The sequence below is a fragment of the Gluconacetobacter asukensis genome (genome assembly GCF_014174375.1).
GTDB lineage: Bacteria > Pseudomonadota > Alphaproteobacteria > Acetobacterales > Acetobacteraceae > Gluconacetobacter > Gluconacetobacter asukensis.
The window spans coordinates 202,619-229,083 of the sequence record NZ_JABEQE010000004.1 but is presented as its reverse complement, the minus strand read 5'-3'; the positions used below and the strand labels follow the sequence as shown (position 1 = coordinate 229,083).

At 65.9% G+C, this 26,465-nt stretch carries 27 protein-coding genes; 5 read left to right on the top strand and 22 right to left on the bottom strand.

Annotated elements, in window-relative coordinates; genetic code table 11:
• Positions 1-45: 45 nt before the first annotated feature.
• The 22 genes from HLH35_RS06805 to HLH35_RS06700 all read right to left on the bottom strand — a co-directional run bounded on the left by HLH35_RS06805 (position 46) and on the right by HLH35_RS06700 (position 19,099).
• Positions 46-651, bottom strand: a complete 606-nt coding sequence (locus tag HLH35_RS06805; protein ID WP_182978418.1) for a hypothetical protein — start codon at positions 649-651, stop codon at positions 46-48.
• Positions 648-1,106 carry a hypothetical protein gene (locus tag HLH35_RS06800; RefSeq protein WP_182978417.1) on the bottom strand — a complete coding sequence of 153 codons (459 nt, stop codon included), beginning with the start codon at positions 1,104-1,106 and terminating at the stop codon, positions 648-650. Before HLH35_RS06800 ends, HLH35_RS06805 begins: the two co-directional genes overlap by 4 nt.
• Entirely contained in the window at positions 1,106-1,723 is a 618-nt protein-coding gene (locus HLH35_RS06795) for a hypothetical protein (RefSeq protein WP_182978416.1), read from the bottom strand. The genes HLH35_RS06800 and HLH35_RS06795 overlap by 1 nt, the downstream gene beginning before the upstream one ends.
• Positions 1,723-5,343 carry a packaged DNA stabilization protein gene (locus HLH35_RS06790; protein ID WP_182978415.1) on the bottom strand — a complete coding sequence of 1,207 codons (3,621 nt, stop codon included), beginning with the start codon at positions 5,341-5,343 and terminating at the stop codon, positions 1,723-1,725. The genes HLH35_RS06795 and HLH35_RS06790 overlap by 1 nt, the downstream gene beginning before the upstream one ends.
• A 5-nt stretch (positions 5,344-5,348) precedes the next feature.
• Positions 5,349-7,235 carry a hypothetical protein gene (locus HLH35_RS20180; RefSeq protein ID WP_182978414.1) on the bottom strand — a complete coding sequence of 629 codons (1,887 nt, stop codon included), beginning with the start codon at positions 7,233-7,235 and terminating at the stop codon, positions 5,349-5,351.
• Positions 7,232-7,477, bottom strand: a complete 246-nt coding sequence (locus HLH35_RS06780; RefSeq protein ID WP_182978413.1) for a hypothetical protein — start codon at positions 7,475-7,477, stop codon at positions 7,232-7,234. The genes HLH35_RS20180 and HLH35_RS06780 overlap by 4 nt, the downstream gene beginning before the upstream one ends.
• A 4-nt stretch (positions 7,478-7,481) precedes the next feature.
• Positions 7,482-8,678: a hypothetical protein gene (locus HLH35_RS06775; protein ID WP_182978502.1), complete on the bottom strand. Its 1,197-nt coding sequence runs from the start codon at positions 8,676-8,678 to the stop codon at positions 7,482-7,484.
• Positions 8,675-9,007, bottom strand: coding sequence for a hypothetical protein (locus HLH35_RS06770; RefSeq protein WP_182978412.1), 333 nt, complete (start codon positions 9,005-9,007; stop codon positions 8,675-8,677). Before HLH35_RS06770 ends, HLH35_RS06775 begins: the two co-directional genes overlap by 4 nt.
• The gene (locus tag HLH35_RS06765) at positions 9,004-9,558 is read right to left on the bottom strand and encodes a hypothetical protein (RefSeq protein WP_182978411.1); all 555 of its coding nucleotides are present in this window, start codon (positions 9,556-9,558) and stop codon (positions 9,004-9,006) included. The genes HLH35_RS06770 and HLH35_RS06765 overlap by 4 nt, the downstream gene beginning before the upstream one ends.
• Positions 9,559-9,571: 13 nt before the next feature.
• Positions 9,572-9,979: a hypothetical protein gene (locus HLH35_RS06760; RefSeq protein ID WP_182978410.1), complete on the bottom strand. Its 408-nt coding sequence runs from the start codon at positions 9,977-9,979 to the stop codon at positions 9,572-9,574.
• Positions 9,980-10,033: 54 nt separating this feature from the next.
• Complete coding sequence (locus HLH35_RS06755; RefSeq protein ID WP_182978409.1) at positions 10,034-10,180, bottom strand: hypothetical protein; 147 nt, start codon at positions 10,178-10,180, stop codon at positions 10,034-10,036.
• Between the two features lie 152 nt (positions 10,181-10,332).
• Positions 10,333-11,241: a phage major capsid protein gene (locus HLH35_RS06750; protein WP_182978408.1), complete on the bottom strand. Its 909-nt coding sequence runs from the start codon at positions 11,239-11,241 to the stop codon at positions 10,333-10,335.
• Positions 11,242-11,253: 12 nt separating this feature from the next.
• Positions 11,254-11,847 carry a hypothetical protein gene (locus HLH35_RS06745; RefSeq protein WP_182978407.1) on the bottom strand — a complete coding sequence of 198 codons (594 nt, stop codon included), beginning with the start codon at positions 11,845-11,847 and terminating at the stop codon, positions 11,254-11,256.
• 459 nt (positions 11,848-12,306) lie between these two features.
• A complete protein-coding gene (locus tag HLH35_RS06740; protein ID WP_182978406.1) occupies positions 12,307-12,801 on the bottom strand; it encodes a hypothetical protein in 495 nt (164 codons plus the stop codon).
• Positions 12,798-13,706, bottom strand: a complete 909-nt coding sequence (locus HLH35_RS06735) for a hypothetical protein (RefSeq protein WP_182978405.1) — start codon at positions 13,704-13,706, stop codon at positions 12,798-12,800. The genes HLH35_RS06740 and HLH35_RS06735 overlap by 4 nt, the downstream gene beginning before the upstream one ends.
• Complete coding sequence (locus HLH35_RS06730) at positions 13,703-14,116, bottom strand: co-chaperone GroES (protein ID WP_182978404.1); 414 nt, start codon at positions 14,114-14,116, stop codon at positions 13,703-13,705. The genes HLH35_RS06735 and HLH35_RS06730 overlap by 4 nt, the downstream gene beginning before the upstream one ends.
• A complete protein-coding gene (locus HLH35_RS06725) occupies positions 14,109-14,393 on the bottom strand; it encodes a hypothetical protein (protein WP_182978501.1) in 285 nt (94 codons plus the stop codon). Before HLH35_RS06725 ends, HLH35_RS06730 begins: the two co-directional genes overlap by 8 nt.
• A gap of 234 nt (positions 14,394-14,627) precedes the next feature.
• Positions 14,628-16,490 carry a co-chaperone GroES gene (locus tag HLH35_RS06720; RefSeq protein WP_246384899.1) on the bottom strand — a complete coding sequence of 621 codons (1,863 nt, stop codon included), beginning with the start codon at positions 16,488-16,490 and terminating at the stop codon, positions 14,628-14,630.
• A gap of 32 nt (positions 16,491-16,522) precedes the next feature.
• The gene (locus HLH35_RS06715; RefSeq protein WP_182978403.1) at positions 16,523-16,780 is read right to left on the bottom strand and encodes a hypothetical protein; all 258 of its coding nucleotides are present in this window, start codon (positions 16,778-16,780) and stop codon (positions 16,523-16,525) included.
• Position 16,781: 1 nt separating this feature from the next.
• Positions 16,782-18,254, bottom strand: coding sequence for a hypothetical protein (locus tag HLH35_RS06710; RefSeq protein WP_338029305.1), 1,473 nt, complete (start codon positions 18,252-18,254; stop codon positions 16,782-16,784).
• Between the two features lie 15 nt (positions 18,255-18,269).
• A complete protein-coding gene (locus HLH35_RS06705) occupies positions 18,270-18,503 on the bottom strand; it encodes a hypothetical protein (protein WP_182978402.1) in 234 nt (77 codons plus the stop codon).
• Between the two features lie 74 nt (positions 18,504-18,577).
• Positions 18,578-19,099, bottom strand: coding sequence for a terminase small subunit (locus HLH35_RS06700; RefSeq protein ID WP_182978401.1), 522 nt, complete (start codon positions 19,097-19,099; stop codon positions 18,578-18,580).
• Between the two features lie 361 nt (positions 19,100-19,460).
• Between HLH35_RS06700 and HLH35_RS06695 the strand changes: the two genes are divergently transcribed.
• The 5 genes from HLH35_RS06695 to HLH35_RS06675 are packed head-to-tail and all read left to right on the top strand — an operon-like array spanning position 19,461 to position 26,243.
• Positions 19,461-21,821: a TonB-dependent receptor gene (locus tag HLH35_RS06695; protein ID WP_246384898.1), complete on the top strand. Its 2,361-nt coding sequence runs from the start codon at positions 19,461-19,463 to the stop codon at positions 21,819-21,821.
• 57 nt (positions 21,822-21,878) lie between these two features.
• Complete coding sequence (locus HLH35_RS06690; protein WP_182978400.1) at positions 21,879-23,078, top strand: amidohydrolase family protein; 1,200 nt, start codon at positions 21,879-21,881, stop codon at positions 23,076-23,078.
• Positions 23,079-23,092: 14 nt separating this feature from the next.
• Positions 23,093-23,968, top strand: a complete 876-nt coding sequence (locus HLH35_RS06685; RefSeq protein ID WP_182978399.1) for a LysR substrate-binding domain-containing protein — start codon at positions 23,093-23,095, stop codon at positions 23,966-23,968.
• A 33-nt stretch (positions 23,969-24,001) separates the two neighbouring features.
• Complete coding sequence (locus tag HLH35_RS06680; RefSeq protein ID WP_182978398.1) at positions 24,002-25,501, top strand: NCS1 family nucleobase:cation symporter-1; 1,500 nt, start codon at positions 24,002-24,004, stop codon at positions 25,499-25,501.
• Positions 25,502-25,556: 55 nt separating this feature from the next.
• Positions 25,557-26,243, top strand: coding sequence for a DUF2268 domain-containing putative Zn-dependent protease (locus HLH35_RS06675; protein ID WP_182978397.1), 687 nt, complete (start codon positions 25,557-25,559; stop codon positions 26,241-26,243).
• Positions 26,244-26,465: the final 222 nt, after the last annotated feature.

Here is a 26,465-nt window from a genome sequence, read left to right as displayed (position 1 = left end):
GGATATGCACCTCACGCGGGCTCCGTCCTCATTTCCAGACAGATTCTATTGAACGGCCTCGATCTGGAACCAGGTACTCACATCGGCCGACAACGTAAAAGCCGCTGCCGAGGCATAGGAAACACTGATCGCATCGCCCGGTGCCACAGGAATGACGCCCGACATACCGGTCACCCCGTCATTATTGTAACCCGCCGGCACCGAGATCCGGAACGACCCGGCAACCCGCACCCCATTCCGATACACCAGGAACTGGTTGGACCCGATACCCGACTGCGCAACCGACAGCGCAACCCGCACCCGGCTCACCCCGGCCGGAATCGTGAACTGCCCCGGCACACCCGCCGACCAGAAAGACGACGTATCGAGAACTTCGCTGTTCCACACATTCATCTGCACGAAACTGCCGCCGGTCGCCGCCATCGCCGCATCCGCCGACAGGGTCACCATCGCCCCCATCCAGGGCACGCCCGTGGTGCCGCAGGAAAAACTTCCGCTCGCAGGCACGTAATTCAGATGGTTGCCGCCGCTGTCGGGACAGGAGGGAATTTCACCATGCCCGACCGGCCCCACCATTTGCGCCCGCGCCGGGCCCGCAGCATATGGCGCCAGCACCAGCACACCGGCCAGCATCAACAGGATTCTCTTCATTCCGAATACCATTGCGTTGCACTGTTCTGCCAGAACGTGGCGCCTCCACCGGGCACGATCGCAACCGGCACCCCCGCCGCCAGCGCATCGATCACGCCCCCCACGGGCGGATAGACCAGCAGCGCGGAACCGCCCCGGTTCAGCACCTTGCGCCAGGTTCCTACCAGCCCCGCCACCAGCACCGCTCCGGTGCCGGCCGGCACATTGGTGAACAGATTGACTTCCGACGACACGGCAGCCGCCGTGCCCTGCCCGCTCCCCGCCGCCACCAGACTGCCCGAGAACGAAATGGCGGACGGCGCCCAATCCTGCCACGCCCCGTTCCACACCTGGATCTGCCCGGTATCGGTGGCGTAATAGACCCCAAGACACCCTGCCGGCAGGTTCGGCGCCACCGGCCGCGCGGCAAGCGTGCCGTAACCGAGATAATCGGTAATCAGCGTGCTGTTGCCCATCAGATCGGCACCCCGATTGTCTGCCCCGCCGGATCGGACAGCATGCCGACCGGCGCGATATTCCCGTTGACCAGCGGCAGCACGCCCCCACCAGCCCCCTGCCCCAGCACCGCCCAGCCCGCCACCGTCCCGGCGCCCGACTGCTTGGCCCACACCGCCCCCGCCGGCCCGCCATCGCGTTGCAGGAAGACATCGCCCACCCACCCGGCGACACGCCCCTCCGGCCCGCCGAACCCGTCCATCACCCGCGCGCCATGATGCAGCACCACCACATCCCCCGGCCGCGCCGGCGCCACGGGCAACATCCGCGAACCCGGCGCAACCGGGCGCGGCACGGCCGCCAACAACGCCAGCAACCGCTCCCCCCGCCCCGCCGGCACGGGTGCCGGCGGCGGAAAGGACGCCGGCAGGATCACCGAAGCCGGCCCGCTGGCACCAATACTTGCCACCGGCACGCCCAGCGCCCCGGCAATCACCGACAGATTGCGGATCGACCCGCTGGACCCGGCCTGCAGCCGCGCGAGAAACTGATAGGCCGACAGCGTCAGCCGCCCGGTCGTGGTGTCGACGAATGGCCAGTCCCCCACCGGCAGGGTCTGGCGCGGTGCCGCCGGCATCACTCCATCCCCGTTTCGGTGTCCAGATAGAACCCGATCAGATTGCGCCGCACCGGGTCCGTCACCTGCAACCGCAGCACCCGCTGCCGCGCCTGCCCCAGCTTCTGCCAGCGCAGCCGCGTCCGATACGCCCCCTGCCGCCCCATCGACCGCCATAGCCGCAGCGCGCTCCAGGTCCGCGCCCCGTCATCCGACCAGTCCAGCATGATCCGCGGGTCCACACCGGGCGGATCGTCGCCGGCATCATCAACCGATTCCACAAATGCACTGCCCGCCGGATTCGATCCCGCCGGCACAATCCCCCCCGTCACGGCAAAGCCGCCACCCACCCCGCCATTATCGGCAAACGCCGCCACCGGCGCCCCCGCCGCCACGGTCAGGAAAACCGGCGGCGCCCCCCCCAGCGGCGCCGACCCGTCAGACGCCAGATAGCGCGCCCCATCCGCATCGCTCAGAAACAACGCCCGGTTCGCCGCCACCGACAGATCCACAAAATCCTCAGGCGCCGCCACGAACAGATCGGCAATCCGCGCCGTGGCAAAGGCCAGGCTGCCGAAACGCGTCTGATACTGCGTGCCGGCCGGCACCGGATACGTCCCCACCGCCGTCTGCTTCATATTGCCGCAGATCGTCACCACCGGCCCGCTCACATAGGCCACGGCATTGCCATCGCTCCACGGCCCGATCGTGTAGCCCGCCCAGTCGGTGGCGGCATAAGCCTCGCCCGAAACCGGCGCCCCGATCTGCGTCGCCCGCCCGGCGGAATACCGGAACACCCGGACCGTGTCCCACATGCTCGCGTTGCCCCGGTTGGCCGCACTGTCCGACAGCCCCACCAGCAGAAACGACACCAGCCAGTCGCCACTCCCCCCGATCGGCGTCAGCCCCGGCTGCCCGCCATAAACATCCGTCCCCCCCTTCTGCCCGTCGGCAATGAACGCATATTCGTCCGCAAACGGAATCTGCACGGCACCGGCAGCATCGATCCAGTTTTCATTGTCGATCGTATACATCGGCAATGTCCCGTTCAGCCCCGTGAGGGTATTGCCGGCAAACTGCGCCGCCAGCGCATCGTAGCTGACAACTCCCATGGCAATCCGCACCATCGCCCCATGCGGCCAGGCCGGCCCTATCACCGCCTGCAATTCCGGGTTGGCATTCCCCCCTTCCACCGCATTGGCCGCCATGTCGCCCCGGCTGAAATACAGATAATGGTTGGTCCCGCCCTGCCCGTCCGGCAGAAAGAACCCGACATTGCCGTTATAACCGGACTGGAGCAGCAGATGCGTCCCCAGCTGCGCGGGATAGGCACATTTGATCACCGGCACCCGGCACGCGGCCCACGCCACCGCACTGCCCAATTGGGGATACAGCCCGTTGAGCCCACCCGACCGCGCCGCCCCGCTGATGATCTGCGCAATACTGGGAAAGACCAGCACCACACGCGGCACCGCCGGATAATCAACCTGATAGGACAGGATCGGATCGTCGATCGTCTGAGACCCGGCCAGGAAACATTGATTGGCCCCATAGATCGGCCCCGGCCCGCCAATGGCGTTATAGACGAATCCCAGAAAGACCGGCGCCGCCCCACCATTGGCCTGATACAGCGCAATCCCTTCCCACACCGCGCCGTCATCCACCCCCACCACCAGATACTGCCCCAGCAGCAGCACCGAGGCCGCATTCAGCCGAAAATTCAGCATGTCCAGTCCCGGCGCCATGGTCAGGATGTCGGCCTGCACATCAGCCTTCACCAGCGTCCACACCACTGCGCCGGAAGGCGAGACCGCGTTCACCGCCCCGCTGCCCAGCGAAATCATGTTCCCCGACCGGTCCGGCATGCACGATGTATTCGCCCACCCGTTATAAACGGCGGTCGACCCCGCCGTATGGCCGCCAAACTGCGGCGCCGCCAGCAGCCCCGCCCCCTCGACGACCCCGTTCCAGGGCGCAACGCGCCACCCCTGCCCCGCCACATTGCCGACCGGCGCCGCCGACGACCAGACGACCGAGGCCGGCACCAGCGCCGCCCCTCCGGCATAAAGCTGCACCTGCCGCTCCCCCGGCGACAGCGACAGCAGCAGATTCACCCACCCCGCCCCCCAACCGGAAAAATCGTAAGACGCACTCACGATCTCCCCGCCCTGCATGTCGGTCGCCCGCACCACGATCTGCGCCCCGGCCAGCGTGTCGTCATTGGCCACGCCGATAAAGAAGCCCGGCCGGCTGCCCGTCGCCTCCCCGCTGCCCAGCACCAGCCCACGCGGCGCGCCATCATCGGGCAGATCCACCCACAGGCTGACCAGCAGACTGGCCATTCCCACCGCCATGCCCTCCGGCGCCGTCGCCCGCGTCAGCGCGGTGGGCGTCGTCAGTTCCACCCCCTGCGGCTGATAGGTCACGTTCCGCACGGCAGGCACGCCCGGCAGACCGATCCCCGTCTCCACATCCAGCTCGAACCGCCGCATGAACACGCGCCCGCGCAGCCCCTGCACCGGCGGCGCGGCCAGCAACCCGCGCATGGTCGCCCCCAGCTCGGTATAGACCAGCGGATTCAGCACCCCGACCACACCGCTCAGGCAATCGCCCACCAGCACCCGGCCATGGGCCATGATCGCGCAATTGGCCCGCCAGCGACCGATCGAACTGTCGGCTCCGCTGCCGGTCCAGGATTCCCGCTCGTGCCACAGGCCGGTCGCCACATCATACACCCAGGTCGCGGCCGCGGACGGAAACAGCAGGGTGACGAATTTATGCCCCTCCAGCGTGTAGCTGAAACACCGCGCATCCGCCCGCGTCACATAGGCCTGCCATGCCCCCTCGATCGCATGGGTCGAAACACGCTGCGGCTGATACCCCGACAGGCGATAGAACATCCCGTCATCGCCCAGGAAAAAGAGCGTATTATCCTCCAGGCAATGCGCGTGCGGCCCCGCAATGCCCCGCTGGATAAACGCCCCATCGAACCGCTGGAACGGAAAGGATGGCGCCGCACTCCCGGCATCGTACCAAACCTCCGTCCGCGCCGCGCCGAACAGATAAAGCTGCTCATGCGAATTCACGATCGCCAGCAAAGGGTCGGCCGTCGCCTCCTTGGAAGCGAACATCGTCCCGTCGAACGGCGTCACCGCCTCCTGCGGCGAAAGAAAGAATTCCTGCGTCCCGGCCCGGTTGAAGACGAAATAAGTATCGAAATACACCACGCTGTCAGCCGGCTGGAAATTCTCATCCGTGATCTGCTGCACCCCGCCAGCCACCGAATAGGACCAGCCGGATTCCCCATCCACCCACACCAGGTCGGTGCCATTGGTATCCATCGACACCGGCCCCGTCACCCAGGTCGCGCCCAATTCGACGCTCGACCCATCCGCATCCACCCGATACAGCGCCTGCCCCGAAACCACATACAGCGCCCCGCCCATCAGGCACATGCCCCACACCGGCCCGGCCCCGCACCGCGCGAACGCCACCATGCCCGGGCAGCCCCACACCGGCACCGGCGTCTTGGCATCCTTCGGCGCATATTCTGCATAGAAATTGACGCAACGCTGCGCATCCAGCGCCACCGAATGCGCCTGGTACGATTGCGCGGCAAAGGCCACCTGCTGAACCGCCATCGCCCCTACCCCGCCCGCCCGGCCGGCCCCGCGCCGGCACCAAACAGCACCGATTGCGGCTCCCGATCCCAGGCCTGCGCCACCATCAATTTGCTGACGGCCTCCTGCTTCAGAATCGCATATTGCGCCGGATTGACCGGACCTTTCCCCGATCCGTTATATTCCGGCCACAATTCCACAGCGAGGTTCCACCGCATCGCCGCCAGCCACTCATCGGGAAAATCCGGCACCGAACCCAGATCGGCAAACGGCATCAACGGCCGCTGCGCGGTAAATGCCACCGCACTGCCACTGTCCGAGGGCGCGGGCCACACATGCAGTACCCCCACCCCCAATTGCGGATCGTAGAAGAACTGCGTCACCACACCGGGCACGCTCTTGTTCGGAACATTCGCGTAATCCAGCCGCGACATCGGCACCAGCGGGACCTCCACCGCCTGCCCGCCGCCCGCGAACTGCCGCCGCCGCGCCGCCGGCACCCGCAACGGCCGCACCATCGGGCAAGGATAGGCCACAACCCGCGCCCCCTCCGACGCCGCGGACGGCAACGGCGCGGCCAGCGTCAGTCCGCCCCCCGAAACCGCCACCACACCGGTCCAGAACACGCCCCCGCCATCCAGCCAGAGTCCAACCCGCCAGCCGGCAGCGATCCCCGCCACAGCCCCAACCGTCACCTGCGCCCCGGCACCCGCCGCCGCCAGCACCGTTTCAATGCACTGGCTGCTCACCGCAACCGCATCCGCCGACCCGGCCCCGATCAGGTACCGCACCTGCCCCGGCTGCAGGAACAGCGTGCAATCTTCTTCGGCCCACACATGAATGCCCGAAGCCTGCCACGCCTGCACCATCGCATTCAGCGACGCGAACGCATTCTCCACCAGCCCCAGGCGCGGCACCTCCTGCGGCCCCACCGCCCCGCACAGCCGCAACGCGCCCGCGATCATCTGGTAAACCGGCTGGCTGAACGGGCAGGTGGTCGTCCCCGCCGGTTCCCGATCCCACTGCGCCACCACGGCGAATTTCTCCGCCGCCATTGCCTTCAGCATCTCGAAACGCTGGGCCGGGCAGTCATATTCCGGCGCCAGTTCCACCGCCAGCGCGAAGCGCAGCGCCGAGATCCATTCCTGCGGCACATCGGCACTATCGGCCGCACCACCCACATCCTGCAACGGAAGCTGGCAGGTCAGGGTCACCGCCACCTGCCCGCCGGCAGGCGCCGGATAGACACTGAAAAGACCGGTCCCCACCTGCGGATCGTAAAAATACTGCACCGGACTCCCACCCGGCGTCCCCTTGCCCGACAGGTTCGCATAATCCAGCCGCGACATCGGAATCAGCGGCGTCTCCACCCCCGTCGCCAGATCGACGGTCCGCGCCCCGATCACCGTCAGCGGCCGCACGAACGGCGCGCCATAAGCGACCACCACCGCCCCCGCCGATACCGGCCCCCCCAGCCCCGATGCCAGATAGACCGTCCCACCGACCACCGACAGCACCGAGTTCCAGAACAGCCCGCCCCCATCCAGCACAATGCCGATCCGGCAGCCGGCCGCGATACCGGCAACAGAGGCCACCGTCACCTGCGCCGCCCCCGCCACCACCGGCGCTCCCGCAACCGTGGCCACATAGCCCTGCGCCACATGGTCCGCGCTGCCGACGCCGATCCCATACCGGGCCTGCCCAGGCTGGAGAAACACCGTCCCCTCACCCTGCGCCCAGACATGCACGCCCGACACCTGCCACGCCTTGATCAGCCCGTTCAGCGCAGACAGCGCGTCCTGATATTCATTCGCCGGCGGCACCTCCCCGCTGGCCATCGCACCGATCAGCCGCAGCGCGCCGTTGATGATGTCGGATGTCCCGGGGTTCCAGCCCGCGCTCCCGGTCATCATGCCGGCACCGGATAAAGACTGCCGACCGGATATGCCCCCGCCGGATCAGCCGCCAGCGCAAACCCAGCCGGCACGCTCACCGATGCCGGATCGTCGATCTGCTGGGTCAGGATCACGGTGCCTTTCGGCGAGGCGACAAACGCTGGCGGCGTGATCGTGGCACCTGTGTCTGGATCGGTATAGCTCGGCGGCGTCACCACCTCGTCCGCCGTGCGATAGAGGATATGATTGCTCGTGGTCATGGCGTTACTCCGCGACCCAGCTTGTGCCGTTATAGATCACCGGGCAGAACGTCGCGCCGCCGCCGGTCAGAGATCCGAGGAAGGTGCACGCGGTTGCATCGGTGACGTATGCTCGCGCGCCCGCATATCTCCGCGCATCGGTCGGAAGCGTCACGACAGTGTAGCCGGTGGCGATTTCCCGGCGGAGGGCGGCCGTGGTGGCAATGTTCGTGGAGTTGTCGCCGGCAGCGGGAGTTGGCGCTTTCGCAAGCTGCCCTGTTCCGGTGGCTAAACTGACGATCGCAGCGTTAATCGACATATTGCCGCCGTTAACCGCCCCAGATGTGCCGCCGGTTACTGTGATCTGCGCGTCATAATAGATGCCGCCGCCATTAGATTTAAATACCTCGTTTGCCGCCACGGCGACAGAACCGGAACCAATATTAACGTTCTGCGCTGTCGTTAAAGTTCCGCCAATTGTCACCGCCCCTGAGATAGCCCCTCCCGTCTTGGGGTAAAGCAACGCATCCGCATTCGCGCGCGTCGTCGCCTCGATGTTGATGTTGGACTGCAACGTCGCCTCGGCACCCGTCGCGCGCGTCGTCTCGGCCGTCAACCCGGCCTGGGTGGCGTAAGAGGCCAGCGCATCGGCAATGTTGACCTGGCTGCCCCCGGTGGGCGTCACCACCGCCGGCGTCAGATCGCCCGCGATCGGCGCCGTCACCCGCCCCGATGCATCCAGACCGGCAACGCCCGACGCCGCACCAATCCTGCCGGACGGGATGGCGGCATTGGCGATCGCCGCCGTGGCGGCAAGCGCCGTCTGCGTCGCATAGCTCTGCCCTGCGGCCGCCACCGTCAGATAGGCCGACAGATCGGACGATTTCGCCAGCATGCCCAGATAGGCACCCAGCATGGTCGCAGACCCGCCGGCAGGCGTGACAGCCGCATGCGTGGCATCACCGGTCAGCGGCGCCGTCACGTCGCCGCCGTCATCCAGCGCCGCGACACCGCCCGCCACCCCCTTTTGCGACGACGGAACAGCCGCCGCCGCCACAGCCTGCACGGCAAGGGTCGCCGCCTGCATCTGCGCCAGCGTCTGGCTGCCCACCAGCGTGGCCGGCGCCAGACCGCCCGGCGGCTGGAACGGCGCATATTGCGCCCACGCGGACACCGGCACCGCCAGGGCGCCGGCAACCAATCCACAACGAAACAGCATCATGATGTCGGCCCCGCCGAAAGCAGAAGAACACCGCCCTGCGTCCACAGCGCGTTTTTCACACCGGGGTCCGCGGTCGGCAGTGCCACGTCCAAAATCAGATGGCCGCCTTCATCCACATGCAGCGCCGCCACCCCGTTCAGCATCAGCGCGCCTTCGCCATCCAGCGGCGCGATCCCGCCGGCTTTCCCCACCCCCAGCCACGCCAGGACATAGGACAGCGCGGCCCGGCAACTCATCCATCCGGCCCCGCTCTGGCGCGAGACCAGCAGCAGGTCGCCATTGCGCACATCCGCGCTGTCCGGCAACTGCGATACCGCAACCTGCGTCACGCCCCGGCCTCCAGCACCAGCAGCAGCCCGTCCTCGGTCCCCAGCAGCACACCGCCCTCCGCCATCAGAAAAGACGAGGATGAACCCTGCGCTATCTTCAGCACCATGTTCTCCATCCCCCCGCCCAGCACCCCCGCCGCACCCGGCAGAACAGGCACGATGGTCAGCATCCCGCCACCGATCGCCACAATCGAAACCGCAACATTCTCGCCCCGGTCCAACATGATCTGAACCCGGTCGCCAACGGCGAAACCGAGCGTGGACGCCACCGCCACCACGCCGCTCCCGGCGGCGGCGGGCGCCGCCACGCAGGTTCCCACCACGGTAAAGCGGTTCTCCTGGCGCGGCCGGGCCACATCCACACTCTGCTCGTCCGCCACCCCGCGCACGAAATCCTGCGGCTGCTGCGCCTCCCACCGCCTTCCATCCACCAACGCCTGCCCGGTCTGCCCGCCAGGGATGGTGCGTGCCCGAGACCGCCGGATCTTGAAGCCCGACAGATCGTCCAGCACATAATGGTCGCCAGGCCGGTACCGCCAGGGCTCGCTCACACTGCTCCTCCCGTCACGCCTGCGGCACACCCTTGATCATCTCAAGAACGATCGTGACCGCACTCCCCGCCCCGGCCCCCATCGTCGTCAGCAGGATCGACCCCGTCGCCCCCGCCACTTTCGGATTGGGAACGCCCTGAAACCGACGAAAATCGAGATGCCCAAAGCCCGACAACGTCGCCAGATCCACCGGCTCCGTCGCCTCCCATTGCAGCCGCGCCACCATCCCATGCACGTCATAGGCAATGCGCCGCACCGTCAGATGCACCCCCGGCACCGCCCCGCCGACCGAAAAAGCCATGGATTGCGCATCCACGATCTTCATCGCCGCCAGCCCGGTCCCATCGCTGACATCCGTCACGCGCAAGACCAGATTACGCGGACCATTCGCGATCACCTGAACAGTCGTCACATCCGCCATGCCGTCCCTCCCCGCATCAGGGCGCAGCCGGCCCCATCGGCCGCGCCCACCCCGTCAGCCCCGACGCGTCGCCGCCGGCTTGCGGCGTACCGGCACGGTCTTCGCCTCGGCGGGTGCCTGCGTGGTGCCGTGATAATGGTGATGCACCTCCACCACGGCCGGACGGCGGGGAGTCGGAGGAGTCAGTTTGCGTTTGGTCATGAGGATTGCTCCATTGTCAGCGTTCTGTTCTTTTTTGAAAAAAAGAACCAAAAAACTTTTGATCATTTAAGAAAAAGACTTTTACCCGCCCGTACAACACCAAACGAACAAAAGCCTTTTTGCTTCTTTTTCTTCAGAAAAAGAAGAGAACCTTAAACGCCAGGCGTCCCATACAGCCCCCGCCAATCCGCCCAATAGCCGGAATAGCGCTCATAACAGGCCGCCTTGGCATTCCTTGTGTCGAAATCATTGTCCTGATCGAACGAGATCGGATCGCGCTCATAATAGGTCAGCGAATTCGGCACATTGGTCCGGATGAACCACGCCGTCTGGCTAGTGAAGTAATGGTTCAGCTTGATGCCTTCGGGGAACGCGTTGGTGGCGCGCAGCACGTTGATCGCATTGTTCGCCGTATCGTTCTGCAGCACCGAATTGCACACCCGGTTGGCCTCGAACCACAGCGCCGAGGGCACATTGAGCGTACGCGGCAGCGCCGAAATCCGCATCCCCCGGTTGTTCTGACACTGCATGATCTGCACCGTCAGATCCTCGATCGCCGCCTCCGACAGATCGGCCGCCGTCCCCAGCAGGTTCGACTGGCTGCCCGCCAGCGTCGGATGACTGGCCGAAATCAGCGGCGCCCCGTCACCCCCCAGCGCACTGGCCGAAAACGCCATGTTGTAAATGCCGGCCAGCACGTTTTCCTTGGTCTGGCGCATCGAAAACGCCAGCTGCGCGGCCCGGCGCTTCGACACCGCCTCATACAGATTGTCGCGCAGCTCCTCATAGGTCACGATATAGCCGAGCGCATACGCCACATGCGTAAAGCGGCTGACCGCACCCTGCGCTTCCGTGTCGTAATAGATCTGCTGCCCCTGCGGCTTCACCGGCGCCAGGCCGAAGCCGGTAATCTCGACCTCCTCCTCATACGCCTTGTCCGACGTCTGCTTGTCGAACAGATCCAGATATTCGACGCGATGCTCGTCATAGCTGCGCCCCCACCACGCCTTGATACCGGGCCAGAGAGCCTTGGGGTGCGCGCCCGTCGTAATTACGGCCATTGAACAGACTCCTCAGACGCCAAGCGTGCTGGTGATGGAATGAAGATTGATGCGGCACAGCCATTTCGCGTTGGCGCCGATCGCATTGTCGATCGCCTGATACGCCCGCAGAATGCGCATCTGCCCGGTCGCCAGCGTCCCCGCGCTGCTCGACTGGATCTGCCACCCGGACTGCGCCGACACGGTCGATCCCGCCCCCGCCACCAGGTTGACATTGCCCGACACCGCACCGGCCGGCAGCGCACCGCCCACCGAATCCTCCTGCACCGCAAAGACCAGATTCGGATCGTCGGCCACATACACATAGGCCGCCTGCCCCGCCGGCAGATACGGCGCCTGGTTCTGCAACAGCGGCACCACCAGCTCGCCCGCATTGCTGGCAATGCCCTGCATCGCCCCGGTCACCAGGCCAGACGCCCCGGCCGTGGCAATCCCCACCGCCGGCACGCCATTGGCATCCGCCCCCGGCAGAACCACCAGCGGGTCACCCAGAAACAACGGCGTGGGGTTGCTCGCCGGCACATAGTAAACCTGCACGCCGCCGGCATACGGCGCACCGGACGCATAAGCCATCGGCCGCAGGCCAAATGGAGCATTGGAATTCATCGGGCAGACCTCTGCACGGGTGAAAAGGCGGCAGGCACGCCATGCGCCCGCCGAATCGGCCTTGCCTGTTTGTGCTGCCTGAACTCTTCTTTTTCTGAAGAAAAAGAAGCAAAAAGACTTTCAGTCGTTTCTCGATAGCATATGGATGGAGAGGGAGTATTCCTAAAAATCCATAGTTTTACTATATTAAAATAATCAGGACCCCATTCCAGACCCTGCCTCACCACGAGAAACCGAACCCAAAATCCAAAAAGTTTTTTGGTTCTTTTTTTCAAAAAAGAACGCCCTACTCCTGGAGTCTGGTTGGAAATGTGGGCTGGTGAGCGAGAGCGGCCCGCTACGGGCCGCGCCCGTCGTGTGTTTCCGAGCACCGAAGCGGAGCGGCCTATATGGCCGTGAGCACCGAAGCACAGGAAACGCGCGTCGGATCGCCACCAGCGCGCATTTACAACCAGACGCCTAGCGTCGCTCTTCCCGGATCGAAATCCCCACATCCCGCGGCACATACTGCGCCTGCCGGTCCGCGCCCGTGGGGCCACCGGGCACACGGCCTTCCCGGATCTGCTCCATCAATTCCCGATGCCCCGATTCCTGCGCCGCCATATCTTCCCGATACCATTCGGCCGGGATTTCCATCAGATACGCAATCTGCGCCCCGCCGCCACGCGCGACACCCACGGTCATGCTCACGGGTTTTCCGGATTCATCCAGAACCTGCTTGTAGCCCGCATCCCCGGCCCGCGCGATCCGCCCCGGCTCGTCATTGAACCAGTGCCGGTGGTACCCTTCCCGATCCGGATAGGCCAGCTTCTGCTCCCGCAGCCCGAACGGCCGGCGCGAGGCCACATGCCTGCCAGAACCCACCCCCGGCGCAGCACCCGATGCAACATTCTGGGCGACACGGCTCCGCGCCGCCTCGTTCAGCGGCACGCGCCCGCGTGTTTCGTCGCTCATGCGTCGTTCTCCCAATAATATCCGGCCCATTCGTCCTTCGTCAGCGGCTTGCCCTTGCCCGCCAGCGCGCGGGCATAACGGTCATATTCCCGCCGCGCCTCCGCCGGCAGCGCCTCGAACCCGCGCGGATTTCCCCCGCGCCCGCCCTCACCCCGCGACGGACTCACCGGCGGCGGCGCCTCCCGGCGCCTGTTCTCGAACAGGGCCGGATGCAACTGCCGCACCTTGCGCCGCGTGATCTCCAGCCGCTCCGCCAGGCTCAACCCCGGATGCTGCCGATCCACCGCCGACTGGATCGCAATCGCATCCTGCCGCGCCTCCGCATCGCGCGAAAACCACGGATTCGCCTGCACGAAATCCATAATCTCCGTCGGCATGCTCTCCACCCGCTCCACCGGTGCCGGGGCCGGGGCCGGCGGTGCCTCCACCCGCGCCGCCGGCAGCGGCGCCGTATCGCGCAGATCCTGCAAATCCCGTTCCGCCACCGCAAACGCCGTCGTGTCGCCACTGGCCACCGCCGCCTGCCGCCGGCCCTCGATATCGCGCACCGCACGCTGATACGCCCGCTCGTCGGCCCGCCGCGTGCGCTCCGTCAGATCGGCAAGCGCCTTCTGGCTGTCGCGCAACTGCGCCTGCATGGTGGCATAACGCCCATCCAACGCCCGATATTGCTGCTGCAACACCGGCAGAAGCGTCATCCCCCGATCGAGAAAATCCCGCGCCGGCCGCCATTTCTCCACATCACCCCGAAAATCGTCCCGCGGCACCCAGCCCATCCGCCGCGCCTGCGCCTCGACCTCCGCATCCCCCTCGACAGGCGTCACGGCCTCGGGCGCATCGGCCACCGGCTCGTGGCCCTCGGCCTCCGCGTGCAGCGCCACGCCCTCTTCGCGCTCGTCCGTCATGCAAGCTCTCCCTCCTGCTTCGCCACCGCCGCAATCGCGGCAATACAGCGCTGCGACATCAGCCGGTACAGCCGCCCATCTTCACCCTTCAGCAGCTGCCCGGCATAGCGTTCGAAATAAACCCGATCCCCCGCCGCCGGAATCGTTCCCACCCACTGCCGCGTGCCATCATCGTTCCAGCGAAATGCCGCCGGCCCCACCGCAATCACCGTCCCATGCTCGGCCGCCAGCGTCTGGCGCTCCACATATTCCGCCGGCAACTGCACCGCCCCGCTGGTCATCTCGGCATGCACATCCGCCAGCACCAGGATCTTGTCGTCCAGCGGCACATATCCCGCCCGATTCACCCCATCCCAGTCCGAAACCACGAATTCCTGCTGGTCGAATTTCAGAATGCGTCCCTCACGCATCACCCGCCTCCTTCTCTCCCGACCCCTGACCGTAAAACGCCCGCATCGCCGCCCATCGCAGCTCGGCCATCTCGGCCGCCAGCGCCGCCCGGCCCCGCGCCTCATGCTCCTGCGCCAGCGTAATCGTCCCCGCCCGCCACTGGCCCAGCATCCGCTGCTCGATGCTCTCGCCATAATCCGTCAGAAACAGACGCACCGCCCGCGTCACCGGATGATGCCGCCAGGCCAGAAACGCCTCCTCCGACAGATCCTCCAACATCGCCTGACGCTGCTCCATCGGGGGTGTTCCTTTTCTGTGGGTCTTCTTCTTTTTCTGAAGAAAAAGAAGCAAAAAGACTTTTCGACGTTTCTCGATAGCATCAGGATGGAGAGGGAGTATTCCTAAAAATCGATAGTCTTGTATTTTTAAATCACAAGAATAAACCGGGCATCTCCACCCAACCCACCAACCCCACCGAACCCAACAGATCAGAAGTTTTTTTGGTTCTTTTTTTTCAAAAAAAGAACATCCTCACTCCCGCTCCACCTTCCGAGCCTGCGCCAACCGCAAAGCCGCCTCAGCCAGCGTCGAGACCTGTTCCACCGCCTCGCTCCCCACCCGCATCTCCATCTCCCGCGCCTCACGCTTCGCGCGCAGATCCAGATCCGCCGCCCGCGCCATCGCCGCCGGATCGGGTACCGGCGTCGGCCGCAACACCTTGTCCACCATCCCGATGGCAGCAGCCTCGAAGGCACGGCGGCGAATTTCATGCCCGTCGCACCAGGAATCGTCCTTGAAGGCGAGCAGGAAATTGGCGCGCGCCAGTTGCTGCATGTCGGTGACGATCTCGGGGTCCGACACCGGCTCCACCCCGCCCCCCTGCTCGTAATCGGCACGGGTGACGCGAAAGAACGCACTGCCGTCCCGAAAGCCGGATTCATCGGGCAGATACAGCCGGTTCAGCCGGTAGAGCTTGCGAAACTCCCCGCCCAGACTGCGATGAATCCGCTTGAAGATGGCACTGAACACTTTCAGCCCCTGCTGGATCACCGCGAGCCCCAGCACGCCGGACACATTCCCACCCGGCATGGCCCCGGAAAGGATATCCTTGACCGACGCAATCTCCCGCCCGGCATCGACCAGAAACCCCAGAAGCTGAAACAGCACCGGATTGGGCCCCGGAAACTGCAACGGCACCAGATTCTCGCGCAACGTGGCACCCGGCGTATTCACCACCTTGTATTCGCCGACCTGAAAGCGCACCGACCCACTGTTCAGCGACATGCCCGAGCCGACAAAGCCGCCGCCGGCATTGGCCAGATGCGCGGCATCGAACATCTGGTTCAGGCTGGTATTCACCGCCGCATTCAGCGGATGCAGCAAGGTGCCGAACCCGATATCGTAGATCGCGGAATCCGGCGACGGGATAAAGGAGAATTTGGTGTAATACGACACTGCCTCGATCCGCCGGATGCGATGATCCTGCGCATCGAACATCACCCCATCCATGTCGAACCCGGCGGCAATGCGCGCCAGCCGGCCCGAATCGCGGGCAATGGTCACGATATAGGGCTCGGCATACCCGTCCCCATCCAGATCCAGCCGCCGATGCTGCTCCAGGAACGTCACCGGCGCATCGCTGTCCTCGCCGGCCTCATGATTGCCGCCATAATCCTGCTCCAGGAACAGCCCGGCCCGAATCCGCTCCTCGATCTCCCAAGGATAAAGGTCGATCTCCTCGGTAATCCGCGGCGCGGTGGCGAAGGATTTGGCGTGGTAATCGATGCACAGCCGCATGGGGTCGACCGTCTCGCTGACATTACGCTGCAACGCCGGGTCGAAATAGGTCTTGCGGAACATGGTGCCGACAATGGAGAGCTTCAGCAGCAACTTGTCGGTCTGCTCCTCCCACTCCGCCATTTCGTCCAGCAACTGCCAGCTCATATGCCGGCCGATCGCCGTCGCCCGCGCCCGCTTCGCCCCCGGCGGCACCAGCCACAACGGCCCGCCATCCGGCCCCATCAAGACCTGCCCCGGCCGCAGCGGATCGGGCACCGGCACACCGGAATCGTCCCCCAGCACGGTGCCCCGCACCACGTCCCGGTCACGCACGATGCCCGGATAGGCTCTTGCTGCAAACTGCACCGCCGCCACCGTCAGCAGCGGATAGATGACGTTCGACGCCCCCGGCCAGGGATAGGTCTTGGGCTCGGCCACCTGCTGCGCCAGATCCAGCCAGCGGCGGCAATTCTCCTTCCACTCGGCCCGCGTGGCCTCGTCGGCCCGCCAGTCGCGCGCCACCCGGTCCGCCACCCGCCCGTGCGTCGCCTCGTCCAGCTCCTCCGCAATATTCGCGATCTCGATCCAGCGCCGCAGCCGCTCCGCCAGATCCATGTCGGGTCCATCCCGCTCCGCCGCATCCATGTTCAGCCCCCCTCGCCGCCGGGCGAGAACTCGCCGCACACATGCTCGGGCACCACCGGCGGAAAGGTGGCAAAAGGCTGCGGCGCCAGTTGCCCCACGCGCGGCGCCCCCTGCGGCACCAGCACCACCGTCACCTGCGGCGGATAACGCCGGCACACCACATCGCCGCCCTCCACGCCATGATGGCGGCACTGGCGGCAGCTACGCCGCCCCAACCCCAGATGCGCCCCCAGATGCGCCGGAATCACCAATCCTGCCATGTCAGTATCCCGTAATGTGCGATCGCGTCCGCCCGTCATCGGGCAGCGCGCGCCAGATATCGTCATCCGCCTCCGCCCCGCCGACCCCGCGCAATTCGCTGCCGAACAGCCGCGTGGCCACGTATTGCAGCGCGTCCATCACATGCGACCACCGGTTCTTTTCCGGCCGGTCGGTATAGCGCTCGCCACTCACCTGCACGCGCCGATACTGGTAGCCGCCCATCAGCGCCCGGCGCACGGTCGTGCAGCGCGGGTGCAGCACAAAGCCCGGCGCCGCCCCGTCCAGCAACGTGCGCAACGGCCGGCGCACACTCTCCAGCCGGATCGCCAGCGTCTGCATCCCCGGTTCGATGGCAATCCCCCGCGCATGCAGGATCTCGAAACAGGTCCGCTCGTCGGTCTGCGCCTTCTGCATCCCCGCCGGATCGCCGATGTCGACAAAGCGCGTATCGGGAAAATGCTGCGCCGAATGCCGCCCCACGATCTCGGCAAACCGCTCGATCCCCATGGCGTCCGACACCAGCTCGTCCACCACGATCCACTGCCCCGACGGCAGCATCTGCGTAAAGACACAGGCCGGCGTCAGCCCGAAATCCCACCCCCGATAAACCGGCAGCGCCGGCACCGTCCGGCACTCCCGGCAATGGAACCCGTCATTATATTCGCCGAAGACCGGCCGCCCTTCCATGACGAACCCATAATCCCCGTCGATATAAACCTTGTTCCACTCGTCGCTTTTCCCGACCGCCAGCCGCTGGTAATAACCGGGCGGCAGATTGTCCAGATTCTCCGCCACCGAAGCCCGCCCGCTGGGCTGGCGAAAGATCCGCGCAAAGCGCTCGATCGTCATGCCCGGAATCACCTGCGCCAGCGCCGCCACCGCCTCCCCATGGTCCTTTTCCTCGAAGAACCGGTACCAGTCCGATTCCGCATCCGGCGGATTGGTATCCATGATCACGCCCGACCATGTCGCCCCACCATCCCGCCGCGCCGGATACCGCCCCACACGCCCCTGCACCGCTTCGATGATCGCCCACGGCACCTCGCGCGCCTCGTTCACCCACGCCCCGGTCAGCTCCAGCGACAGCAGGTTCCCCACCTGGTCCGGCCGATCGAGCGCGCGAAACAGAAATTCGATCTCGGCCGGCTTCTCATCCCCCTCCGCCACCATGCGGTCGATCACATAGGAATGCTCGCTCGGCTTCCACCGCCCGAAGCGCACCGGCGGAAACCATTGATGCACGGTGCGGATCGTGGTGTCCTCAAGCTGGCGATAGGAATTGCGGATCACCGCCCAGCGCGAACGCCGCACCCCATCCGCCCCCGGCGCCTGCCGCAACCCCCGCAGCACGATCTCCCAGACACAGCCCGAACTTTTCCCGGACCCGAACGGCCCCATCAGCCCCCTGATAAAGGCATCCGATTCCATAAACCGCCGGATCGTCGGCACCGACGCCCGATTATACCCCAGCACGCGCAGCCGGCGCCCTCAGCGCCCCTTTCCCATGCTATGCGGCCCATGATCGGGCAGCGGCGCCACCCCCATCCGCCCCCCACGCGGACGCGATGCCGGCGCCGCCGCGCGCTCATGGTCCTTCAGCATCCCACCATCCATCTTGCCGGAAGCCCCCCGCTTCGGCGCGCCGGTCAGTTTCCCCACGCCGAAATCCTCAGCCTCGCCCGGAATCATCTCGCCCTCGGCCAGTTCTTTATGCTGTCGCATGAATACTCTCCCCCGATCTTTCCGCAGGGCTCTGCCCTGCACCCGGAAGGGGACAGTCGTCCCCTTCACCCCTCCTAGCGGACGACGACGGTGTAAAAGCCTGGCGGATCAACAGGTTTGCCGTCACGGCCCAGATGCTGCTTCACATCCTTCAGCAGGCCGAAATGCCGCGCCAGCAGGTCCAGGCTCGGCGTACGCGGCGCCAGCCGCACCGTGAAGTTTCCCGCCTTGTCCCACGACCACCCCGTCACCGCCGCACGCACCTCCACCGGCAACGTCGCGATATCCTCCGGCCCCTTCAGCGGATGCGCCGCAATCGTACCCACATCGTAGAAGGCCAGCCGCGTCAGCTCGGCAATCACCCGATCCTGGCTGAACTGCGTCCGCGCCTCCAACGCCGCTTCCGCCTGCCGGATCGCCTCGCGCACCCGCACCGACCGCAGCAGCTTCCACGCATGCCGGCGCGCATACCCCGCCCCATACCCGGCCCGCATCGCCGCCCGCGTCGTGTTCAGGTCGACCAGATATTCCGCGACGAACCGCGCCTGCCGCACGGTCAACCCCCGCGCCTGCTTCTCCCCCGCGTCCGCCGCCATCGCCTTCCCCCCGGTCTCACCGCGCCGACCATATCGCCCGATCCGGGAGGCCGGATATCCTTATTCATCCCTACATTCCCTCGGGATGGTTTGGTTTGTTTTTTATGCCAGAAGACAAAAATCCCACCCCGCCCTCAGGACACCGCAACCTTTCGCCCCTCGTTTCCCCCCAAGAACATTATCGGCCCGAATCAGTTTGACATCGCGATAAGTAGGTGCCATCTAATTTCATATCGAAATTAGTCAGCGCCGGAACGGGTCCACCATGCCCCCATTCCGCGCTTCCTCCGCCGCACCGTGGCGCCTGGTGACAGGCCGCTTCGTGATGCCCAATATGATACGAAACAGGAACGAAAAAAGGATGAATCCCATTTCCTTCAGAGTTTCTCTGCTTCTGTGCGCTGTCTCGATCGTGCCCTTCTCCGCCTCCGCCGCCACCCGACCGAAGGCGCAGCCGGCCGCGCAGCCCGCCCGCAAGGCACCCGTTCCCCGCGCCGAGTCCGTATCGGTCGTCGGCACGCTGCGTCAGGCGGCGGGGTCAGGCCAGATGGTACGCACCCGTGCCGAAGCCTCGGTCAGCACCGTGGACCGCTCCTATATTACCAAGCAGGTCGCCAGCGCCGGCGCCCTGAACCTGGTCCAGAACATGCCCGGCGCCAATGTCGCGACCTCCGATGCCTTCGGCATGAGCAACCAGGTCACCATGACCCTGCGCGGCCTCAACCAGCAGGAAATCGGCTTCATGGTCGACGGCACGCCGCAGAACGACCCCAATAACGGCACCATCTACCCCTCGCAGCTCATCGATTCCGAAAATCTGCAGAGCGCCTCCATCACCCAGGGCTCATCGCCGATCGACACCCCCAGCTATGTCGATCTCGGCGGACAGGTCAGCTTCAGGACCATCGACCCGTCGCACACATTCGGCGGCTATGCGTCCGCCATGTTCGGCACATGGGATTCCAAGAAGCAGTTCATCCGCATCAACACCGGCGATATCGGCCATACCGGCATCCGGGGCTGGCTGTCCTTCTCCAATTTCTACGACCAGCATTTCACCGGCCCAGGCACCGACAGGCGCCTGCATATCGACGCGAAATTCGTCAAGGAATGGGGCCACGGCAACCGCGTGGCGGCCGTCTTCACCTGGGCGGACCAGACGATCTCGAATTACTACGAACCCACCCTGGCCCAGTGGAACGCCAACGGCCGCTCCAACTATTACAGCCCCACCTACATGCCGGGCGGATCGCCCGCCACCAACGCCGCCTATTGGCGCATGTACCAGAACCCGTGGGAAGATTTCAATATCGGCCTCCCCTCCACCTTCCGCCTGACAAAGCACATCACGGCCGATGTCGAGCCCTATTTCTTCCACGGCTCCGGCGGCGGCCTCAGCGGCACCACCCTGCCGACAGGCGGCTATTACTGGGGCAACCAGTTCGAAGCCCCCGGCTCCGCCCTTCCCGGCGCCGCCAGCGGACAGGCGCCCGCCGTCCAGCGTTACCTCAACTCGCCCTATCGCACCGGCTTCGTCGACAAGCTCAACTGGACCGAGGGCAAGAACACGCTCACGCTAGGCAGCTGGTACGAGTACGACGATTTCTCTAACTGGATCGACTACACCCCCGTCACGGCCGGCGGCGCACCGCAGGGCCCCCGCGGCACCGATCCCACGGTCATGATGGCCAATGGCCGCCCCCTGCGCTCGGGCGACTACAACCTCATGACACAGGTCAACGGCATCTTCCTCAACGACCGACTGAGCCTGCTGCACGACCGCCTGCAGATCACCGGCGGCATCAAGACCGTGATGGTCGATCGCGTCGGCACCAACCACATCCCCGGCACCGAGTACCGCACGCACGACAACAGCTTCCAGCTCCTGCCGCGCCTGATGGTCGGCTACGACATCAATCACGAGCATCAGCTCTTCTTCAATGCCACCACCGGCTTCCGCGCCCCGCTGGGCACCAGCTTCTTCGGCAGCACCAGCCCCGCCACCGGCCAGGTCACGTCACTGGGCGCCGGCCAGCAGAAAGACGAATATTCCATCGCCGAGGAAGTCGGTTACCGCTACCAGGGCCGCCAGATCCTCGGCAGCGTGACCTTCTTCAACTACAATTTCACCAACCGCCAGATCGCCACCCAGACCTATGTCGGCAACCTGCCCGTCTCCACAACCATCAACGAAGGCGGCCAGACCTCGCGCGGCGTGGATATCGAGCTGGGCACGGTGCCCTTCATGCATTTCAGCCCCTACGCCTCGTTCGAATATCTGCACACCTCGATCGACAACGATTTCAGGGTCGGCAACGACTATCTGCCCACCAAGGGAAAGACGGCGGTGCAGAGCCCGCATTTCCAGGCCTCGTTCGGCCTGTCCTATGACGATTCCCTGTTCTTCGGCAATTTCGGCTTCAAATATCTCTCGTCCCAATACTCCACCTTCATGAACGACGAGAAGATGCCCGCCCAGACCCACGGCGACATGACCATCGGCATCTACCTGCCGTCCTACCGCTACATCAAGCACCCGAAATTCCAGCTCAATTTCGTCAATCTGTGGGACACCCACTACCTCGCCGGCCTCGGCTCCGTGCTGCCCAACGCGCAGGCCACACGCGGCGTCAACGGCACGCTCATCGGCGCCGCCGGCTCGCCGACCTACATCATCGGCGCGGGCTTCACCGTCGCCGCCCAGCTCTCCACCGAATTCTGAGCCCGATCGGCCCGGTCACAACCAAAAACACAAGAACCAGACAGGCTATCAGACCATATGGACCTCATTATCCGGAACGTCCGCCTCGCCTCCCGCCCCGCGCCGCTCGATATCGGCATCGTCGCGGGGCGGATCGCCGCCCTTCATCCCCGGATCGCATCCCCCGCCGCCGCCGAATATGACGGCGGCGGCAACCTGGCTTTCCCCGGTTTCGTGGAAAGCCACATCCATCTCGACAAGGCGGCCACCCTGCACCGCTGCGGCACCGACGGTGCCTCCCTTGCCGCCGCAATCCAAAAAATAACCGAACTGAAAGCCCAATTCACGATTCAGGACGTGCACGACCGCAGCGCCCGCGTCCTGCGCGAGGCCGTCACTCACGGCACCACGATCATGCAGAGCTTCGTCGAGGTCGACCACGCCGCCGGCTCGCGCAGCCTGGAAGCCCTCCTCACCCTCGCCGCAGAGGCAAGCCACGCCATCGACCTGCGCCTGTGCGCCTTCGCCCAGGACGGGCTCACGCAATACCCAGGCGGCGAAGCCCTGCTCGACGAAGCCCTGCGCCTCGGCGCCCACAGCGTCGGCGGCTGCCCCTATACCGACCCCGACCCCGAGCAGCAGATCCGCCGCATCCTCGCCCTCGCCGCGAAGCACGGCTGCAACGCCGATTTCCATATCGATTTCGACCTCGACCCCACGGCCAGCCGCCTGCCCTACCTCATCCAACATGTCATCGAAACCGGCTATCAGGGACGGGTCGCCATCGGCCACGCCACCAAACTGGCCGTCCTGCCCCAGGACCAGCAGACCGCCATCCTGGAAGGGCTGCTGGCGGCCGATATCGTGCTGACGGCCCTGCCCGCCACCGACCTGTTCCTCATGCGCGGCGCCATGGCCCCGCTGATGCGCTACGCCCGCATGGGCGGCCGCTGCGCCCTGGCCACCAACAATATCGTCAATCCCTTCACCCCCTTCGGCGACGCCAACCTGCTGCGCATGGGCAATCTCTTCGCCAACATCACCGGCGCGTCGTCCGACGCCGACCTGGCGATGATCTGGGACATGCTCACCATCAGCCCCGCCTCGTCCCTGGGCGTCCCCGCGATCATCGAGGAAGGCGGCATCGCCGATATCGTCCTGATCGACGCCCCCGACCCGGCCACGGCACTGCGCGAACTGCGCCCGGTCCTCAGCGGCTGGAAGGCAGGGGTCTGGACCTTCGTCCGCCATCGTCCTGAAATGAAGGCTCCGTTCTGAAACAGGAATCCATCATGGACGACGCCCGAGACCTCGACCCCCAGCAGCTCCGCTCCTTCCTCGCGGTCGCGGAGACCCTGCACTTCACCTCCGCCGCCCGCCGTCTCGGCATCGTCCAGTCCACCGTCAGCCAGCATGTCAGCCGCCTGGAACAGGCCGTCAACCGCACGCTCCTGGTGCGCAGCACCAAGCAGGTCACCCTCACCCAGGACGGACACATGATGATCGCGCTGGCGCGCGACATCCTCTCGGCGCAGGACCGCGCGCTCACCTGGTTCGACCGCTCCGTCATCCGCGGCTATATCCGCCTCGGCATTTCCGAAGACCTGACCATGACCCGCCTGCCGGAAATCCTGGGCATCTTCCGCGAGAAATATCCCAAGGTCGACGTCCATCTCCGCGTCGGCCTCAGCGGTTCGCTCCAGAATGATCTCGACAACGGCTCGGTCGACCTGCTCTGCACCAAGCGCCGCATCGGCGATGCACGCGGCACCACCATCTGGCGCGAACCCCTGACCTGGTTCGGCAACTGGGAGCCCGGCACCGCCCTCCCCCTCGTCGTGTTCCCCGAGCCGGCCATCACCCGCCTGATCGCGCTCGAATGCCTCAACGCCGCCGAAATCCCCTGGTACGTCGCCTTCACGTCCGAAAACCTGACCGCCCTGCTCGCCGCCGTCCGCGCCGGCTACGGTGTCACCGCGCAATCCTCCTTCCTCCGCCAGTACGACCGCTCGCTGCCCGTCGCCGAGGGCCTGCCCGAAACGCCGGAGGTCGATTTCATCGTGATCGGCAAAACCGAAACGCTCGAAGGCCCCGTCAAGGCGCTCGCCGACACCATCGCCGCCCATTCCCGGCAGATCACCCCCCGCGTCGCCCGACGCAAGGCCTAGCCCCCCGCGCCGGGCCCATCCGGAAAGAAGCCCATGCTGGACACGACGCAGCCCCTCCGCGACCCCCTGCTCTGGAATCCCGATATCGCGCCCCTGCCCCGGCAGAAACGCGACTGGACCTGGGTCACACTCGCCGCGGTCTGGATGGGCATGGTCCATAACGTCGTCGCCTACGAAGCCGCGGCCGGCCTCATGGCCGTCGGCTTCTCGGCCCTCCAGTGCCTGCTGATCGTCTGGACGGCCTATTGCTCCCTCTTCGCCGCCATGTGGCTCAATGCCCGCGCCGGCACCGAATGGGGCATTCCCTTTTGCGTCCTGATCCGCGCCGCCTTCGGTCCGCGCGGCGCTGTCATCCCCGTCGCCATCCGCGCCGTGGTCGCCATCTTCTGGTTCTCGGTCCAGTCCTACGCGGCGTCCGAAGCGCTCAACGCCATCCTCGCCAGCCTCTGGCCGGCATGGAACAGCCTGCACCTCCCCGGTGGCGGCGCATCGCTCGGGCTGTGGCTGTCCATGGCGCTGATCTGGGGCCTGCACGCCCTCGTCGCCGCCCACGGCATGCACCGCATCCGCAATTTCGAGCTGGTCGCCGGTCCGCTGGTCCTCGTCGTCGCCGGCGCCGCTTCACTCTGGGCCATCAGGATCTGCCACGGCACCGGCCCGCTCTTCAGCATTCCCTCCACCGTGCATGGGGCGGACCTCGCCCTCAAGGGCGGTGCCGCCATCACCAGCATCATCGGCATCTGGGCGTCCTTCGCGGTCAATATCCCCGATCTCAGTCGCTTCGTCCGCTCGCAGCGCGACCAGGCCATCGGCCAGCTCATCGGCCTGCCCGTCACGGCCATCATCTTCACGCCCATGAGCATCCTCATCACCTCGGCCACGATCGTCACCTTCGGAAAACCCATGTGGAATCCGGTCGAAATCCTGACCCAGATCCACAGCACCCCCCTCACGCTCGTCGGCGGCATCACGATCATCATCGCCGCCCTGTCGGTCAACGTCGCCGGCAACATCGTACCCGCCGCCTACGACCTGCTCAGCCTGTTCCCGCGCCGCCTCGATTTCGACCGCGCGGGCATCGCGGTCATCCTGCTCGGCCTGCTCGCCGCCCCCTGGATGTGGTTCGACCATCCGCAGACCGTCTTCGCCCTGCTCGGCATCCTCTCGGCGGTGCTGGCGCCCATTACCGGCATCATGCTGGCCGATTACTACCTCGTCCGCCGCCAGACGCTCGACCTCTCCCAGCTCTACACCTTCTCCGGCCTCTATGCGGGCCGGCATGGCTGGCGCCCGTCCGCCCTCGCCGCCACCGCCCTGACCCTGCTGCTCATCCTGCCGCCCACCCTGCTCCCGGCCGGCACATTCCCCGGTCAGGACGCCATCAACGCCGTCTCCTGGTTCCTGGGCATCATCACCGGAGGCAGCCTCTACACCGCCCTCAACCGCTCCCCCAAGGCAACGACACCAGGTCACGACGCCCGGGAAACGAACGGTTTATCCCTTGTCAATCCAGCAAGAACCCGGAATCGTTGACAGACTCCACCCCCCTCCGCATCCTGCGCCACACTCCGGCGCAAGAGCGGACCGCATGCACAACTGGCACCTCCACTGGCTGAACGCGACCGGCGGCCTGCACGCCCAACAGGCGGGCATCCACCAGGCCATCGCGCAGGCCCACACCCTGCTCGCAACCATGCTCCCGCCCCCGCCGCTCGATATCCTCATCCAGCGCGGCCGCGCCGGCACAATCCCCGAGGTCGGCATGGGCGGCCGCGCCTGGCACGCCCGGCTGGTGTCGCTCACCATCAACCCCGACAACCCGAACACGGCCGCCACCATCGCCAACGGCATCCTGACGCGGGACATGCTGCACGAGGCCCACCACACATTGCGCATGGCCGGCCCCGGCTACGGCCGCACCTTCGGCGAGGCCATGGTCAGCGAGGGCCTGGCCTGCCATTTCGCCCGCACCCTCAGCCAGACCCCGCCCGCCCCATGGGAAAACGCGGTCGACCGCCCGACCATCCTGCACCATCACGACCGCCTGCCGCCGATGGCAGCCACCGGCTACGACCACGCTCTCTGGTTCTTCGGCCAGGCCGACATTCCCCGCTGGTTCGGCTACACGCTGGGCTGCGAAATGGTGCAGGCATGGCGAGACACCGCCGGCCCCCTGTCGCCCGAACGCTGGATCAACGTCCCCAGCGGCGACGTCATCGCCGCCGCCCACACCGCCGGCCTGCTACCCGCCGAGGCCGCCCCCCGCCAGAGGTAACGCGTACCCGGCGCCTTCCGGCCAGCCCGCAAGCGCCTCAGTCCAAAGCCGTGCTTCCCTGCGGTCTCCAGACAAAACCTTCGTCGGCGAACCTGCATGGAAATCGCCCCACAGACAGTCTCAGGGCGCCGTGCCTGATATCGCCCCGGCGCGCTGGGAAGGCACTCGGCACCGTTCAAGCGAAGCCTTTTCGAATCGCGATCAAAAAATCCATCATTGCTC